Annotated in this window: 15 protein-coding genes, 1 tRNA gene and 1 pseudogene; 7 read left to right on the forward strand and 10 right to left on the reverse strand. The window is 71.3% G+C overall.

The window, feature by feature from the left end; translation table 11 throughout:
• Window positions 1-113 precede the first annotated feature (113 nt).
• Together H300_RS27860 and H300_RS27865 are read left to right on the forward strand one after the other, a co-directional pair.
• Entirely contained in the window at window positions 114-935 is an 822-nt protein-coding gene (locus tag H300_RS27860) for a response regulator transcription factor (RefSeq protein ID WP_051270203.1), read from the forward strand.
• Window positions 932-2083, forward strand: a complete 1152-nt coding sequence (locus tag H300_RS27865) for a sensor histidine kinase (RefSeq protein ID WP_051270204.1) — start codon at window positions 932-934, stop codon at window positions 2081-2083. The genes H300_RS27860 and H300_RS27865 overlap by 4 nt, the downstream gene beginning before the upstream one ends.
• On the opposite strand, the gene H300_RS0118985 is transcribed toward H300_RS27865, so the two are convergent.
• Window positions 2019-3059: an NAD-dependent epimerase/dehydratase family protein gene (locus H300_RS0118985; RefSeq protein WP_028428681.1), complete on the reverse strand. Its 1041-nt coding sequence runs from the start codon at window positions 3057-3059 to the stop codon at window positions 2019-2021. The genes H300_RS27865 and H300_RS0118985 overlap by 65 nt on opposite strands.
• Window positions 3060-3179: 120 nt before the next feature.
• Here H300_RS0118985 and H300_RS0118990 point away from each other — a divergent pair, with 120 nt between their 5' ends.
• Window positions 3180-4376: a thiolase family protein gene (locus tag H300_RS0118990; protein ID WP_028428682.1), complete on the forward strand. Its 1197-nt coding sequence runs from the start codon at window positions 3180-3182 to the stop codon at window positions 4374-4376.
• A gap of 201 nt (window positions 4377-4577) precedes the next feature.
• Here H300_RS0118990 and H300_RS0118995 read toward each other — a convergent pair whose 3' ends face one another.
• The 7 genes and pseudogenes from H300_RS0118995 to H300_RS32620 all read right to left on the reverse strand — a co-directional run.
• The gene (locus tag H300_RS0118995) at window positions 4578-5567 is read right to left on the reverse strand and encodes a zinc-dependent alcohol dehydrogenase family protein (RefSeq protein WP_028428683.1); all 990 of its coding nucleotides are present in this window, start codon (window positions 5565-5567) and stop codon (window positions 4578-4580) included.
• Window positions 5564-6430: a carbohydrate ABC transporter permease gene (locus H300_RS0119000; protein ID WP_028428684.1), complete on the reverse strand. Its 867-nt coding sequence runs from the start codon at window positions 6428-6430 to the stop codon at window positions 5564-5566. The genes H300_RS0118995 and H300_RS0119000 overlap by 4 nt, the downstream gene beginning before the upstream one ends.
• Window positions 6430-7410: a carbohydrate ABC transporter permease gene (locus tag H300_RS0119005; RefSeq protein WP_028428685.1), complete on the reverse strand. Its 981-nt coding sequence runs from the start codon at window positions 7408-7410 to the stop codon at window positions 6430-6432. The genes H300_RS0119000 and H300_RS0119005 overlap by 1 nt, the downstream gene beginning before the upstream one ends.
• Window positions 7410-8762, reverse strand: a complete 1353-nt coding sequence (locus H300_RS0119010) for an ABC transporter substrate-binding protein (protein WP_028428686.1) — start codon at window positions 8760-8762, stop codon at window positions 7410-7412. Before H300_RS0119010 ends, H300_RS0119005 begins: the two co-directional genes overlap by 1 nt.
• A gap of 99 nt (window positions 8763-8861) precedes the next feature.
• Window positions 8862-9623, reverse strand: coding sequence for a DeoR/GlpR family DNA-binding transcription regulator (locus H300_RS0119015; protein WP_078516135.1), 762 nt, complete (start codon window positions 9621-9623; stop codon window positions 8862-8864).
• Entirely contained in the window at window positions 9620-9742 is a 123-nt protein-coding gene (locus H300_RS32615; protein ID WP_486583943.1) for a hypothetical protein, read from the reverse strand. The genes H300_RS0119015 and H300_RS32615 overlap by 4 nt, the downstream gene beginning before the upstream one ends.
• A gap of 137 nt (window positions 9743-9879) precedes the next feature.
• A pseudogene (locus H300_RS32620) lies at window positions 9880-10104 on the reverse strand (two-component system response regulator); the annotation flags it as partial.
• Between H300_RS32620 and H300_RS31925 the strand changes: the two are divergent.
• From H300_RS31925 to H300_RS29465, 3 genes are all read left to right on the forward strand, one after another.
• Window positions 10081-11127, forward strand: coding sequence for a tripartite tricarboxylate transporter permease (locus tag H300_RS31925; RefSeq protein ID WP_486583945.1), 1047 nt, complete (start codon window positions 10081-10083; stop codon window positions 11125-11127). The pseudogene H300_RS32620 and the gene H300_RS31925 sit on opposite strands and share 24 nt — an antisense overlap.
• A 149-nt stretch (window positions 11128-11276) precedes the next feature.
• Complete coding sequence (locus H300_RS29460) at window positions 11277-11576, forward strand: hypothetical protein (protein ID WP_051270205.1); 300 nt, start codon at window positions 11277-11279, stop codon at window positions 11574-11576.
• Between the two features lie 15 nt (window positions 11577-11591).
• Window positions 11592-12101 (forward strand): tripartite tricarboxylate transporter substrate-binding protein, encoded by a 510-nt coding sequence (locus H300_RS29465; protein WP_051270206.1) that lies wholly within the window; start codon window positions 11592-11594, stop codon window positions 12099-12101.
• 257 nt (window positions 12102-12358) lie between these two features.
• On the opposite strand, the gene H300_RS0119030 is transcribed toward H300_RS29465, so the two are convergent.
• On the reverse strand, window positions 12359-13675 hold the full coding sequence (locus H300_RS0119030; protein WP_028428688.1) for an NAD(P)/FAD-dependent oxidoreductase: 1317 nt from the start codon (window positions 13673-13675) through the stop codon (window positions 12359-12361).
• Window positions 13676-13834: 159 nt separating this feature from the next.
• Between H300_RS0119030 and H300_RS0119035 the strand changes: the two genes are divergently transcribed.
• Window positions 13835-13908: transfer RNA gene (locus H300_RS0119035), tRNA-Pro, on the forward strand.
• A gap of 72 nt (window positions 13909-13980) precedes the next feature.
• Here H300_RS0119035 and H300_RS0119040 read toward each other — a convergent pair.
• The coding region (locus tag H300_RS0119040; protein WP_158678396.1) for a tyrosine-type recombinase/integrase at window positions 13981-14370 on the reverse strand (390 nt) is incomplete at its 5' end.

Genomic DNA, 14370 nt, shown 5'->3' on the forward strand with positions numbered 1-14370 from the left:
CTACGAGGACAAACCGCGCTCAAGGGGCTGCTGACCTTACGAAACGCGGACGTCCCACCGACGAACGTCTCCCGGACCGCTGCACGGCCCCCCGCAGTGCCAGACTCGACGGCATGACGGACAGCCCGACGCCGCGCCGCGTCCTGGTCGTGGACGACGACCCGACGGTGACCGAGGTCGTCGCCGGTTACCTGCACCGGGCCGGTTTCGCGGTCGAGAGCGCCGCGGACGGCACCTCCGCCCTGCACCGTGCCCGCAGCCATCCGCCCGACCTCGTGGTGCTCGATCTGATGCTGCCCGGGACGGACGGTCTCCAGGTCTGCCGGCAGCTCCGGGAGGCAGGATCGGTCCCGGTGGTGATGCTCACCGCGCGCGGCGCCGAGGAGGACCGGATCACCGGGCTCGAACTGGGCGCCGACGACTACGTCACCAAACCGTTCAGCCCGCGCGAACTCGTGCTGCGGATCGAGTCGGTGCTCCGCCGTGCCGGTGCCCGCCCGGCCGCCGGGCCGCTGCTGCGGGGCGGCGGCATCACCCTCGACCCGGGCGCGAGGACGGCGCGGAACGCCGGCGGCGACCTCGCCCTCACACTGCGGGAGTTCGATCTTCTTACTCACCTGCTGCGCCACCCGGGGCGGGCGTTCACCCGGGAGGAACTGATGTCGACGGTGTGGGGCTGGGACTTCGGGGACCTGTCGACCGTCACCGTCCACGTCCGCCGGCTGCGGCACAAGATCGAGGCCGATCCCGCCGCCCCGCAGCTGATCCGCACGGTCTGGGGCGTCGGCTACCGCTTCGACAGCGGCGTCACCGCGCACACGGCGCCCGGCGACGGACCGGGCAGCGCGCCACGGCCCGCCGCCGCCCCGGGCCACGGGACGGGGCACGGCACGGAGGGCGGCACGGAGGGCGGGACGGAGAGTGGCACCCGGTGAAGGACTTCGCGCTCATCGCGCTCTACGCGGCGCTCGGGGCGGCCGGGACCGGTCTGCTGGGCGCGGTGGCGCTACGGGTGCTGCGCCGGCGGTCGGTCGCGGTCTCGCTGGCGCTGCTCATCGCCGTGACTGTGGGAGCGATGCTCGCCGGCACCCTCTCGGTCGCCTGGGCCATGTTCCTCAACCGGCACGACCTGGCAGTGGTGACGACGGTGTGCGCGGTGGCCGCCGTGGCCGCGACGCTCACCGCCCTGCTGCTGGGCCGCTGGGTGAGCGCCGGCCACCGGGCGCTGGAGCAGTCCGCCCGCACACTCGGTGACGGGGCGGGCTTCACTCCGCCCGACCGCGCCATGCCATCGGAACTGGCCTCCCTGGCCGGTCAGTTGACGGACGCGGGTGAGCGTCTGGCGCAGGCCAGGCAGCGTGAACAGGCGCTGGAGGCGTCCCGGAGGGAACTCGTCGCCTGGATCTCACACGACCTGCGCTCCCCGCTGTCCGGCCTGCGGGCCATGGCGGAGGCGCTGGAGGACGGCATCGCCCCCGACCCGGACCGGTACCACCGGCAGATCCGGGTCGAGGTGGAGCGGCTGAGCGCCATGGTCGGCGACCTCTTCGAGCTGTCCCGAATCCAGGCCGGCTCGCTGGCGCTGGCCCCGACCCGGATGTCGGTGTACGACCTGATCAGCGACGCCATCGCGGGGGCGGGCCCGCTCGCCGCCGAACTCGGGGTGCGCCTGGCCGACGAGGGGGTGGAACCGGTGCCGGTCGAGGTGGACGGCAAGGAGATGACCAGGGTGCTGGCCAATCTGCTCGTCAACGCGATCCACCGGACCCCCGCGGACGGCACGGTGGCGGTGGCCGCCGACCGCCGCGAGGACTCGGTGGTGCTGTCGGTGACCGACGGCTGCGGAGGGATTCCCGCCGCGGCGCTGCCGCGGGTCTTCGACACCGGCTGGAGCGGGGACGACGCCCGTACCCCGCCATCCGGCGCCGGGCTGGGCCTGGCGATCGTCCGGGGAATCGTCGAGGCACACTCCGGGCGGGCCTCGGTGCGCAACGTCCCCGGCGGATGCCGGTTCGAGGTCACCCTGCCGACTCGGGCGACGCTGCCAGCGGTGCCGTGGCGAAGCGAGCCATCCCCTCGGTGAAGCCCACCCGGGGCCGCCAGCCCAGCTCCCGTTGCAGCAGTGCGGAGGAGGCGGTGATGTGCCGGACGTCCCCGAGCCGGTACTCCCCGGTGACCCGGGGTGCGGGGCCGCCGCGGGCCGCGGCCAGGGCCGCCGCCATCTCGCCCACCGTGTGCGGGGTGCCGCTGCCGGTGTTGTAGACGCGCAGTCCGCCCTCCGGCTGGGTGTCCAGCGCGTCCAGGGCCACCGCGTTGGCGGCGGCGACGTCCTCGACGTGCACGAAGTCCCGCCGCTGGCCGCCGTCCTCGAACACCCGCGGCGCCTCGCCGCGTTCCAGCGCCGACCGGAAGAAGGAGGCCACGCCCGCGTACGGGGTGTCCCGGGGCATGCCGTCTCCGTAGACGTTGTGGTAGCGCAGGCTCACGGCCCGGCCACCGGTGGCACGCGCCCAGGCGGCGGCCAGATGCTCCTGGGCGAGTTTGGTGGTGGCGTAGACGTTGCGCGGGTCGGCGGGGGCGTCCTCCCCGACCAGCCCTGGCTCCAGCGGCGCACCGCAGTCCGGGCACGGCGGTTCGAAGCTGCCGCTTTCGAGAGCGGCGGGCGAACGGGGGCCGGGCCGCACCTGCCCGTGCGCCGGGCAGTGGTAGCGGCCCTCGCCGTAGACGACCATGGACCCGGCCAGCAGCAGTCTGCGGACACCGGCCTCCGCCATCCCCTCCAGCAGGACGGCGGTACCGAGGTCGTTCGTCGAGACGTACCCGGAGGCGTCCTCGAATCCCTTGCCGAGCCCGACCATGGCGGCCTGGTGGCACACCGCGTCCACTCCCGTGAGTGCCTCGGCCACGACCCCTGCGTTTCGGACGTCGACCCGCAGGTGGTGCCGGTCGGGTCTCCGGACCGCCAGGTCGCAGACGGTGGTGTCGTGTCCCGCCGCGCGAAGCGCGGGGACGATGTGCGAGCCGATGAATCCGGCTCCTCCGGTGACCAGGACATGCATGACCACAGGGTAGGCCCGCGGCACCCGCCGAAGGCGCCACCACGGCCGAGGCGTTCCCGGTCCGTAAGAACCGCACCCGGGTATGGCCAAGGCAATGCGGCGGGTGCCACGATCGGTGGCATGACCAACGATCGTCTTCGCGATGTGTACATCGTCGACACCGTCCGGACACCGGTGGGCCACTACGGCGGCGGGCTGGCACCGGTGCGCCCCGACGACTTGGCCGCCCACGTGGTGCGCACCCTGGTGGCGCGCAACCCGGAGCTGGAGCCGGACAGGATCGACGAGGTGATCCTCGGCAACGCCAACGGCGCGGGTGAGGAGAACCGCAACGTGGGGCGGATGGCGGTACTGCTTGCCGGGTTGCCGCCGACTGTGCCGGGCAGCACCGTGAACCGGCTGTGCGCCTCCGGTCTGGAGGCAGTGGTGCAGGCGGCCCGGACGATCGCGGTGGGCGACGCCTCGGTCGTGATCGCCGGCGGAGTGGAGTCCATGAGCCGCGCCCCGTGGGTGATGCCCAAACCCGAGCGGGCGTTCCCGGCGACCGCCCCCGAGATACACGGGACGACGCTGGGCTGGCGGATGGTCAATCCGGAGATGCCCTCGCAGTGGACGGTCTCGCTCGGCGAGGGTGCCGAGCTGATCGCGGACCGGTACGGCATCGGCCGCGAGCAGCAGGACGGCTTCGCACTGGAGAGCCACCGCCGGGCCGCCCTGGCCTGGAAGAACGGGCTGTACGACGCGGAGGTCGCCCCGGTGCCCGGCACGGAAGCGGATCGTGACGAGTCGGTGCGGGAGGGCACCTCGACGGAGGCCCTCGCCCGGCTGCGGCCGGCGTTCCGGCCGGACGGCGGCACGGTGACGGCCGGCAACTCCTCTCCGCTGAACGACGGAGCGGCGGCCCTGCTGCTGACCGACGAGGCCGGGCTGGCGGCGAGCGGCCGGGAGCCGCTGGCACGGGTCGTCTCCTCGGCCGTGACCGGCATCGAGCCGCAGTACTTCGGTCTCGGCCCGGTGGAGGCCGCGCGCCGGGCCCTGACCCGAGCGGGCCGCGATCTCTGCGGGCTGCACACGGTGGAGCTGAACGAGGCGTTCGCGGCCCAGGCCCTCGGCTGCCTCGCCGAGTGGCCCGAGCTGGACCCGGAACGCGTCAATCCGCGCGGTGGCGCGATCGCGCTGGGCCACCCGCTGGGCGCCTCCGGCGCACGGCTGGCCGGTGCCGTCGCCCGGCAGCTCGCCGAGGCCGGTTCCGGGACCGGGATGGCCGCCCTGTGCATCGGGGTAGGCCAGGGGCAGGCGCTGGTCCTGGAACGCTGAACCGGGAGCGGAGCACCGCCCCGGAGAGCGGCGGCCCGCGCCGGGAGCAGGGGCCCCCACCCCGGGCAGGGACCCGCACGCTCCGGGAGGCGGGGTCCGGCACCACGAACCCCCCGCCCGGTCGTCCGGGTCGGGGAGGGGAAGGAAACGCCCGCCCACGGCTGCCGGAGCGCCGCGGGAGGGCCGGTGGGGCGAGGGCTGTCAGGGAACGACGATGATCTTGCGGCCCTGGCCGGAGGCGAAGCGGTCGAGCGCCTGCGGGTAGCTGTCGAGCGGAAGCCGGTCACTGATGAAGACCGCCGGGTCGATGACCCCGTTGGCGAACAGGTCCGCCGCCCGCTCGTAGCTGTGCAGCACGGCCATCGAGCCGGTGATGGTGATCTCCTGATTGTAGATCTTGTACGGCTCGATGACGGCGGTGGTGGCGTAGTCGGAGACACCGAACTGCAGGAAGGTTCCTGCCTTGGCGACCCGTCCGATGCCGTCCTGGATCGCCTTGGCGTTCCCGGTGGCGTCGATGACGACGTCCCAGCCCTCGGGCCGGTCCAGCTGGTCGGCCGAGGCCGCCGAGTTGCTGACGCCGAGCGCCTTCGCCGTGGCCAGCCGCTCCGGGTTGAGATCCAGCACGTCCACCGACGCGGCGCCGGTGCGCTTGGCGAGCTCCAGCATCATCAGTCCCATGGTGCCGGAGCCGTAGATCAGCACCCGGGCGCCCATGCGGGCGTTGAGCACATCGTAACCGCGCACCGCGCAGGACAGCGGCTCGATGAGCGCCGCGTCCTGGAGACCCACGTGCTCGGGGAGCTTCACGCAGTTGGCGACCGGGGCGGTGGCGTACTCGGCCGCGCCGCCCGCGGTGGTCACGCCGATCGCGTTCCAGCGGTCGCACAGGTTGTTGTGACCGCTGCGGCAGTACCGGCACTCGAAGCAGTACAACGAGGGGTCGACGGCCACGCGGTCGCCCTCGACCAGTTCGGTGACCTCGCTGCCGACCGCTGCGACCTCGCCGGCGAACTCGTGGCCGGGGACCACCGGCAGGGTGGGAGCGAACTCGCCCTCCCTGATGTGCAGGTCGGTGCCGCACAGGCCACAGGCCGCCACCTTGACGACCACCTGGCGCGGTCCGGGGGTGGGGTCGGGAACCGTGGTGAGCGCGACCTTGCCGGGCGCCTCGATAACAGCGGCTTTCACTTGACGGCTCCTAGCGACAGGCCCTGGACAAGCTTGTCCTGGGCGGCGAATCCCGCGGCGAGCACCGGCAGGGAGATGACGATCGACGCGGCGCACACCTGGGCCAGGAACAGGCCCTGGCTGGTGATGAAGCCGGTCAGGAACACGGGTGCCGTCTGTGCCGCGACGCCGGTGAGGACCCGAGCGAAGAGCATCTCGTTCCAACTGAAGATGAAGCAGATCAGCGCGGTGGCCGCGATACCGGGCCCGGAGATGGGCGCGATGACGCGGGCCAGGATGGTCGGCAGCCGCGCGCCATCGATCTGCGCGGCCTCGATCACGGCCACCGGAACCTCGGCCAGGAAGGACTGCATCATCCACACGGCGATCGGAAGATTCATCGCGGTGTAGAGGATGACCAGCAACCAGATGTTGTCGAGCATCCCGATGTTGCTGGAGATCAGGTAGATCGGCAGCAGCGCGGCGACGATCGGCAGCATCTTCGTGGACAGGAAGAAGAACAGCACGTCGCGCCATTTCTCGACCGGTTTGATCGAGAGGGCGTACGCCGCCGGCAGGGCCAGCAGCAGGGTCAGCCCCGTGGAGACCACGGAGGCCGTCACCGAGTTGATGAGCGGCGGCCAGGGGCTCGCGCCGCCTCCCGCGCCGAAGAAGTCGGAGTAGTTGTCCAGCGTCAGCGGCGCGAACAGCGCCGGCGGGTTGGACGCCGCGTCCGGTTCCGCGTGGAAGGAGGTCAGCAGCATCCAGGCGATCGGAAGGAAGAACAAGATGCCCAGCAGCCAGGCCGCCATGCCCAGCAGGCTGCTGCTGCGGCGCGCACGGCGCAGTTCAGGGGCCGTCACTGGGGCGGTGGTGGCACTCATCAGCGGGCCACCTCCTCACTGAAGAGGGACGAGACCACTCGCAGGGCGAAGGTGGCCAGGATGATCGAACCGATCACGACCAGGACGCCCGCGGCGGAGGCCAGGCCGTACTCGTGGGCCTGGTAGAAGGTCTGGTAGATCGTGTAGGGCAGGTTGGCGGTGCCGAGGCCGCCGGAGGTCAGGGTGAAGACGGCGTCGAAGTTCTGCACGATGTAGATGGAGCCGAGCAGCCCGCCCAGTTCCAGGTAGCGGCGCAGGTGCGGCAGCGTGATGTAGCGGAAGGTCTGCCAGGCGCCGGCACCGTCGATCTTCGCGGCCTCCATCACGTCCCCCGGCCGGCTCTGCAGGCCTGCCAGCAGGATCAGCATCATGAACGGGGTCCACTGCCAGATCAGCGACATCTCCACCGCCAGCAGCGGCATGTCGGAGATCCAGTCGGGCTGGATCACCTGCTCGATGCCGACCAGGTTGCCGAACCAGTTGAGGAGACCGTTGAACAGCCCGTACTCCGGGTTGAACAGCAGGTGCTTCCACATCAGCGCGGCGGCGACCGGAACCACCAGGAACGGGGCGATCAGCATGGTGCGCACGATGCCCCGGCCGCGGAACCTGCGGTCCAGCAGCAGGGCGAGTCCCATACCCAGGATCAGACTCACCAGGACGACCGTCGCGGTGAGCACCACCGTGGTGACGACCGAGTCCCGCATCGCCTCGTCGGAGAGGACGGTGGCGTAGTTGGACAGCCCCGCGAAGGAGCGTGCGTCCGGGTACAGCGAGTTCCAGTCGAACACCGAGATGACCAGCGTGGCCACGAACGGCAGCTGGGTCACCACGATGAGGAAGATCAGGGCGGGAAGCAAAGGCGCCCGGGTCGACCAGGCGCGCAGCTTCTTGTTTCCGCCCGGAGGCGGGGCGGCGGCGTGGTGCCGCCCCGCTCCGGTGGTCGGCGGCGGCGAGACCGCCTTGACGGGGGTGGTCATTACTTCTGGTACTCCTTGCCGACCTGCTCAGCCAGGCTCTGGGACTTCTCCAGGGCTTCCTCGACCGTCTGACGGCCGGCGATGGCCGAGCTGATCTCCTGCGAGACCTTCAGGCCCAGGTCGGTGAACTCGGGGATGCCGACGAACTGGATGCCGGGGGCGGGACGCTCCTGGACACCCGGGTCGAGGGGGTCGGCCTCGCTGATGGCGTCGTACGTGACCTCGTAGAAGGCCTCGGCGGCCTCCTGGTACTCGGGGTTCTCATACGTCGAGGCGCGCTTGCCGGCCGGGACGTTGGACCAGCCGACCTCCTTGCCCACCAGCTCCTCGTACTCCTTGCTGGACGCCCAGGACATGAAGTCCCAGGCGTTGTCGGTGTTGTCCGACGCCTTCTGCATGCCCCAGGCCCAGGTGTAGAGCCAGCCGGAGCTGCCGGTCTCCTCGACCGGCGCCGGCACGTAGCCGATCTTGCCCTTGACCGGAGAGTCGTCGGCCTCGAGCGATCCGGCACCGGCGGTCGCGTCGTACCACATGGCCGTGTTGCCCTGGGTCATGTTGTTCAGGCACTCGGCGTAGCCGGCCTGCGCGGCGCCGGATTCGCCGTGGTCGCGCACCAGATCGACGTAGAACTGGGTGGCCTCGGTGAACTCGGGTGAGGTCAGCTGGGCGTTCCAGTCCTTGTCGAACCAGGTGCCGCCGAAGGTGTTCACGACCGAGGTCAGCGGCGCGGTGAGCTCGCCCCAGCCGGGCAGGCCGCGGAGGCAGATGCCCTTCATGTCGCTCTCGGCACCGTCCACGTCGGCGGCGATCTCACCCACCTCCTTCCAGGTGGGCTTGTCCGGCATCTCCAGGTTGTTCTTCTCCAGGATGTCCTTGCGGTACATCAGGAAGGAGGACTCACCGTAGAACGGCTGACCGTAGACCTTGCCGTCCTCCCCGGTGAGGGAGAGCCGCATCGGGTTGATGATGTCTTCCTCGTCGTACTCCTTGTCCTCGGACAGGTACGGGTCGAGTTCGTGCAGCCAGCCGTTCCTCGCGTAGATCGGCGTCTCGTAGTTGCTGATCGTGGCGAGGTCGTACTGGCCGGACTGGTTCGCGAAGTCCTGGCTTATCTTGTCGCGGACCTCGTTCTCCGGCAGGACGGTGAAGTTGACCTTGATACCGGTTTCCTCGGTGAAGTGCTTCTTGGTCAGCTTCTGCAGATCGACCATCTGCGGGTTGTTCACCATCAGTACGTTGACGGTGTCGCCCTCTTCACTGCCGGACCCGCCTGCTCCGGCGCAGGCCGTCAGCAGCAGTCCGCTGGCGGCGGTGCAGGCGATTACTGCGCGGTGTCGGCTCTGACTGCGCATCGTGACTCCCAGTGGTTCTGCGGGCGGCTCGAAGCCGCGCCACCCGCGACGGTGGTTATCCTCGTGGGGCTCGTTGGGCTGAAGGGCCGCAGGTTCCGATCACACCCGGATCACCTGCGGGCCGAGCAGCGAGTATCGGTGTGCCTCCGCGGACGGCAGGCCGGTGCTGGTGACGATCGCCTCGAAGTCGCTGACCTCGGCGAAGCGGCAGAAACTGACTGCGGCGAACTTGGTGTGCATTCCGACGAAGATGCGGCGACGGGCGGCCCGTACCGCCTGCGTCTTCACCTCGCTCACCGCGGGGTCGGGCGTGGTGAGGCCCAGATCGCGGGAGATGCCGTTGGCTCCCAGGTACGCCAGGTCGATGACGAACCCCGAGAGCATCCGAACGGTCCAGTGGTCGACGGTCGCCAGGGTCCCGCCACGCACCCTGCCGCCGAGCAGCAGAACGGTGTACTTCTCCTCCTCCGCCAGCACCCCCGCAGTGGCCAGGGATGTGGTGACGATGGTCAGGGGCCGGTCCCTGGGCAGTGCCTCGGCAATGAGCTGCGGGGTGAAGCCCTCGTCGACGAACACCGTCTCGGCCTCGCCGAGCAGGCCGGCTGCCGCGGCGGCGATCCGGCGCTTCTCCGGTACGTGCATGGTGGTGCGGAACGCGAGGGTCGTCTCGAATCCGGCACTCTCCACCGGGTAGGCACCACCGTGTGTACGGCGCACCAGGCCGTGGTCCTCCAGTAGTCGCAGGTCGCGGCGGATCGTCTCCTTCGCGACATCGAGTTCCGCTGCGAGCTCGGCGACATCGACCGAACCCGCCCGACGCGCAGCGGCGACGATCTCCCGCTGACGTTCATCCGCGTTCACGACCTGCACCTCTCCTGGACGAGTGCCCGTTCGGGCCCATGGAGGAAGTTGTACAGCCGGTCGAACGACTTCACCAGGTGCACCACCCGCTGGATCGGGCCCGCTTGTGCCCGTTTCACCGCGATGAAGACCCTGTTGCGACAAGGGAAACCGAACTTTGTGTCCGCGGTCACATCGCCCGGATGTCCGAAACGGCGCACCCGCGCAATGCCCGTTTGACACAGAACGGAACGGCCCGGTCGGGCACGCACCCCCGTCACCCGGTCACGAAGTGGTAACGCCGCTCGGGACGCCCGGTCGTCCCGTACCGGAGGGTGACCCGGGCCCGACCGGCGGCGACGAAGAACTCCAGATAGCGGCGGGCGCTGACCCGCGACAATCCGCTCCGCTCGGCGCACTCCGAGGCGGACAGCCCGTCCGGCTCCTCGTACAGGGTCCGGCTGACCAGTTCGGCGGTCTGCTCCGTGGCCCCTTTCGGCAGCCGGCCGGGCCGGCCAGCCTCTCACCGCTCACCGCGGAGCCGGGCGCCACCGTCGCCCCGTTCCTGTCGTACTCGTTCGAGAAACGGTTCGCCAAGGACGGCGGCACCTTCGGCAAGGGCAACATCAAGGGCGTCGCGGCGCCCGAGTCGGCCAACAACGGCGCCGCGGTCGGCTCCTTCGTCCCCCTGCTGACCCTGGGCGTGCCGGGGTCGGGCACCACCGCCGTCCTGCTGGGCGCCCTGCTGGTGCTCGGCGTCCAGCCGGGGCCGCTGCTGCTGGAGGAGCAGCCGGACATGTTCTGGGGCGTCGTCGCCAGCATGTACATCGGGAACATCGTGCTGCTCGTCCTGAACCTGCCGCTGATCCCCCTCTTCGCCAAGATCCTCAAGACACCCCGGACCCTCCTGCTGCCGCTCGTCGTGGTCTTCTGCGTGGTCGGGGTGTACGGGCAGTCGTTCAGCACCTTCGGCCTGTGGCTGCTGATCGCCTTCGGCGTGACCGGCTTCCTCATGCGGGCCGACGGCTTCCCGGCCGCGCCTCTCATCCTGGGTCTGATCCTCGGCGGACTGATGGAGAAGTCCATGCGGCAGGCGCTGCTCATCTCCTCGGGCGACTTCGGCACCTTCGTCAGCAAGCCGATCTCGGCGGCTCTGCTGGCCGTCGCGGCGCTCTCCCTGCTGGCGCCGGCGCTGACCGCCTGGCGACGCTCGCGCCGGATCCGCACCACCACCGGCCCGGCCTCCGGTGCACGGGCCGACTCCGGCGCGGGGCCGGAGTCCGGAGCCCCGGCCCGCGCGGGGGAAGCGGGCGACGACACCGGGTTGTCCGGTGGGCAGCTCGGGCCGCAGGATGGCCCCGCGGACTCCCGCGCCGGGCAGGTCCGCCGCCGCGGGAGCGGCGCCGGCCCCGAAGGCGCAGACGCCGCGAAGCCCGGCAGCGGCAGCGGCAGCGGCAGCGGCAGCGGCAGCGGCAGCGGCAGCGGCAGCGGCAGCGGCAGCGGCAGCGGCAGGCCGAACGAGTGAGGAGGAACGGGCGGTGACCCGGTGGCTGGCGGCAACGGCCGTCCTCTCACTGCTGCTGGCGGGCTGCGTACTCGACCCCCGCACGGAGCCGGACCGGATCCGACTGATGGTCCCCACCCGGCGGCGGTGGCTACGACGCCACAGCCCGCGTGCTGGCCCTGACCATGGACGAGGCAGGCCTCGCCGAGGGCGTGGAGGTCTTCAACCTCTCCGGCTCCGCGGGCACGACCGCGCTCGCCCGGCTCGTCCACGAGGAGGGGAACGCGCAACTGCTCATGCAGATGGGCCTCGGTCTGGTCGGCAGCACACTCTCGACCGGTTCGCCCCACGCCCCGTCCGACGCGACTGCGCTCGCCCGGCCGGTCGAGGAACCGGAGGTGGTGGTGATCCCGGCGGACTCCGCCCACCACTCGTTCGGCGACCTGGTCGCCGCGTGGCGGAGCGAGTAGGGGCTGCGGGCGGGGGTGGGCTCGCATCCGGGCGGCCCCGACCGCCAGGCGCTGATACTGATCGCCGAGCAGGTCGGGCTCACCCCCGGCGAGCTGCCGTTCGACCGCCACGACGGCGGCGGCGAACTCCTGGCCGCCATGCTCAGCCACCGGGTGGACTTCGCGGTCACCGGCTCGGCGGAGTACCGCCACGCCATCCGGGCCGGTCGTCTCCGGGTCCTCGCGGTCACCGGCCCCGAGCGGCTGGAGGGCATCGAAACCCCCACGCTGAGGGAGACCGGACACGATCTCGAGGTGCTCAACTGGCGCGGTCTCATGGCCCCGCCGGGCATCACCCCGGAGCAGCGGCGTGCTCTGGTCTCGCTCCTCGGCCGGCTCCGCGCGTCCGGCGCGTGGCAGCGCACCCTGCGGGAGAACAGGTGGCGGGACGCCTGCCTCCCGGGCGAGGCCTTCGGTCGCTTCCTGGCCGCCGGGGACTGCCGGGTGGGCACGCTCCTCGACCGGTTCGACGACAGCCGACCCTGACCCGGACACTTCCCCACGCGGGACTTCTGCGGCCCGCTCCACTCCGGCCCTGCCCGCCTCTGCAGGTCCGGCCTTGCCACCTCCGCGGGTCCGTCCGGACACACGCCCGCCGCTGCTCCACCCGGTCGGGGGTGCGCGGAGCAGCGGCGGGCGCGGGTTCCTGCCGGTGGCCTGTAGCCCCCGGCGTTGCGCGGTCTCCGGGGCCCCGGAGACCGGAACTCCGAAACGCGGAGGTCCGAAGCCGAGGGAGAGGCGGGCTACCGCCCTTCCGGTCGGCCGAGCGGTACCCGGGCCGTCTCCGGCGACTCGGTGTCCAGCGGGACCGACCACTCGCGGACGAGCCCCAGCTGGACGGCCTGGCGCGGCAGGGCGGCGTTGAGCAGCCAGTCGGCCAGCACCCGCACCCGGTTCCCGGGCAGCGAGGTGAGGTGGTATCCGCGGGTGACCGCGCTGGCCAGCACTCCTGAGAGCGGGACCTGCAACGGGTTCGCTGCGGCCTTCACCCCGCCGAGGTCCACGGCGAACCCCAGGTCGTGGTGCTTGTACGGCTGCGGCTCGCCCCTGCCGTAGGAAGCTGCCAGGTTGACCGCGGCCGTCTTCCCCTGGCGCGAGGCGTGCTGCGCGGTCATCGGCGTGAACTCGCCCGGGCGGGTGAGATCAGGGACTGCCGCGGCGTCCCCGCAGGCCAGCACCTCGGGGTGCCCTGGCACGGCGAGGTACTCGTCCACGACGAGCCGCCCCTGCTCGGTCGGCAGGCCCAGCGCCTCGACCAGCGGGTCGGGTCGCGCCCCGACACACCACACGAGCGACCTGGTGCCCACGAAGCCGCCATCGTCGAGGAAGACCCCGTCCGCGGTCGCCTCCTTCACCGTCGTCTCGGTCCGCACCTCGACGCCGCGCTTGCGCAGCACGTCCTCCGCGGTGCGGGAGAGCCGGCGGTCGAGCTCGGGCAGGGCCCGCGGGGCGAGGTCGAGCAGGAGCCAGCGCGGCTCCGGCACCCGCCGATAGCGCTTGGCGAGCGCCCGCGTGAGCAGCGCACCCTGCGCGGCGACCTCGGTACCGGTGTAGCCGGCCCCCACGACCGTGAAGGTGCAGCGGGCAGCCTGCTCCTCCGGGTCGTCCGACGCCGCGGCCAGCGCCAGCTGCCGGTTGATGTGGTCCCGCAGGTAGAGGGCCTCCGGCATACCGCGGAAACCGTGCGCGTGCTCCGCGACACCGGGGATCGGCAGCAGCTTGTTCACGCTGCCCACTGTCAGCAGCAGCCGGTCGTAGCGCAGGTCTCCACTGCGGCCCTCGGGATCGGTGTAGGAGATCCGCCGCTCGTCGAGGTCGACCCCTCGCACCTCTCCCGGCACCAGTTTCACGCCTGGCAGCGTGCCGGCGAGCGACACCGTGACCCGGCGCGGCTCCAGCACACCGGTCGCGACTTCGGGCAGGAGCGGGAGGTAGAGGAAGTAGTCGTTCGGGCTGATCAGCACCACCTCGGCGGCACCGCGGAGCTTCCGCGACAGCCGCCGAGCGGCCTGGTAGCCGGCGAACCCGGCTCCGACGATCACAATGCGGGGACGGCTCACCGTTCACCTCCTGGGTCGGGACCACGGTCGACAACCCCCGACGGGTCACCCCCGGAAGCGGCCTGAAACCTGACGGAGGGCGGCAGCGAGCATCCGGGGAAGTGCGGTATTGTTCTGGTGCGCGATCGGTCCGGGCAGCACACCGGGCCGGGAATGCATCGGGACGTGGCGCAGCTTGGTAGCGCACTTGACTGGGGGTCAAGGGGTCGCAGGTTCAAATCCTGTCGTCCCGACGATGCAGAACGACTCACGGCCGGGAGGTGAATCTCCTGGTCAGTGGGTCTTTCTCGTGTCTCGATCCACTGCTAGCGGACGACTCGGAGAGGCCGTGGGCGAGGCGGCTCTGGGACCAGTTTGGGACCAGGGGCGGTCTTGGACGACTTGAGGTGCTCGCTGAGCGCCGCGCCGGCACGAGCGATCGAACGAGGATCCGGGCGCAGGTAGCGTTGTGTCGTGCTGAGCGAGCCGTGACCGGCGATCTTCCGCAGCACATGCAACGGCACGCCGGCGTCAGCCATCCACGTCAGTCCCGTGTGCCTCAGGTCGTGCCGCCGCAGATGCTCGAACCCCAGCCGGACGACGACCTCGTCCCAGTGCGTGGCATCGCGCAGCACCGCGGTCGATATCCGCCCGCCGCGGGGCCCGGCAAAGAGGCGGGCCATGGGGTCGCCTCCCACGGCAGCAATGCGTTCGGC

The sequence above is a fragment of the Streptomyces sp. TAA040 genome, from assembly GCF_000424845.1.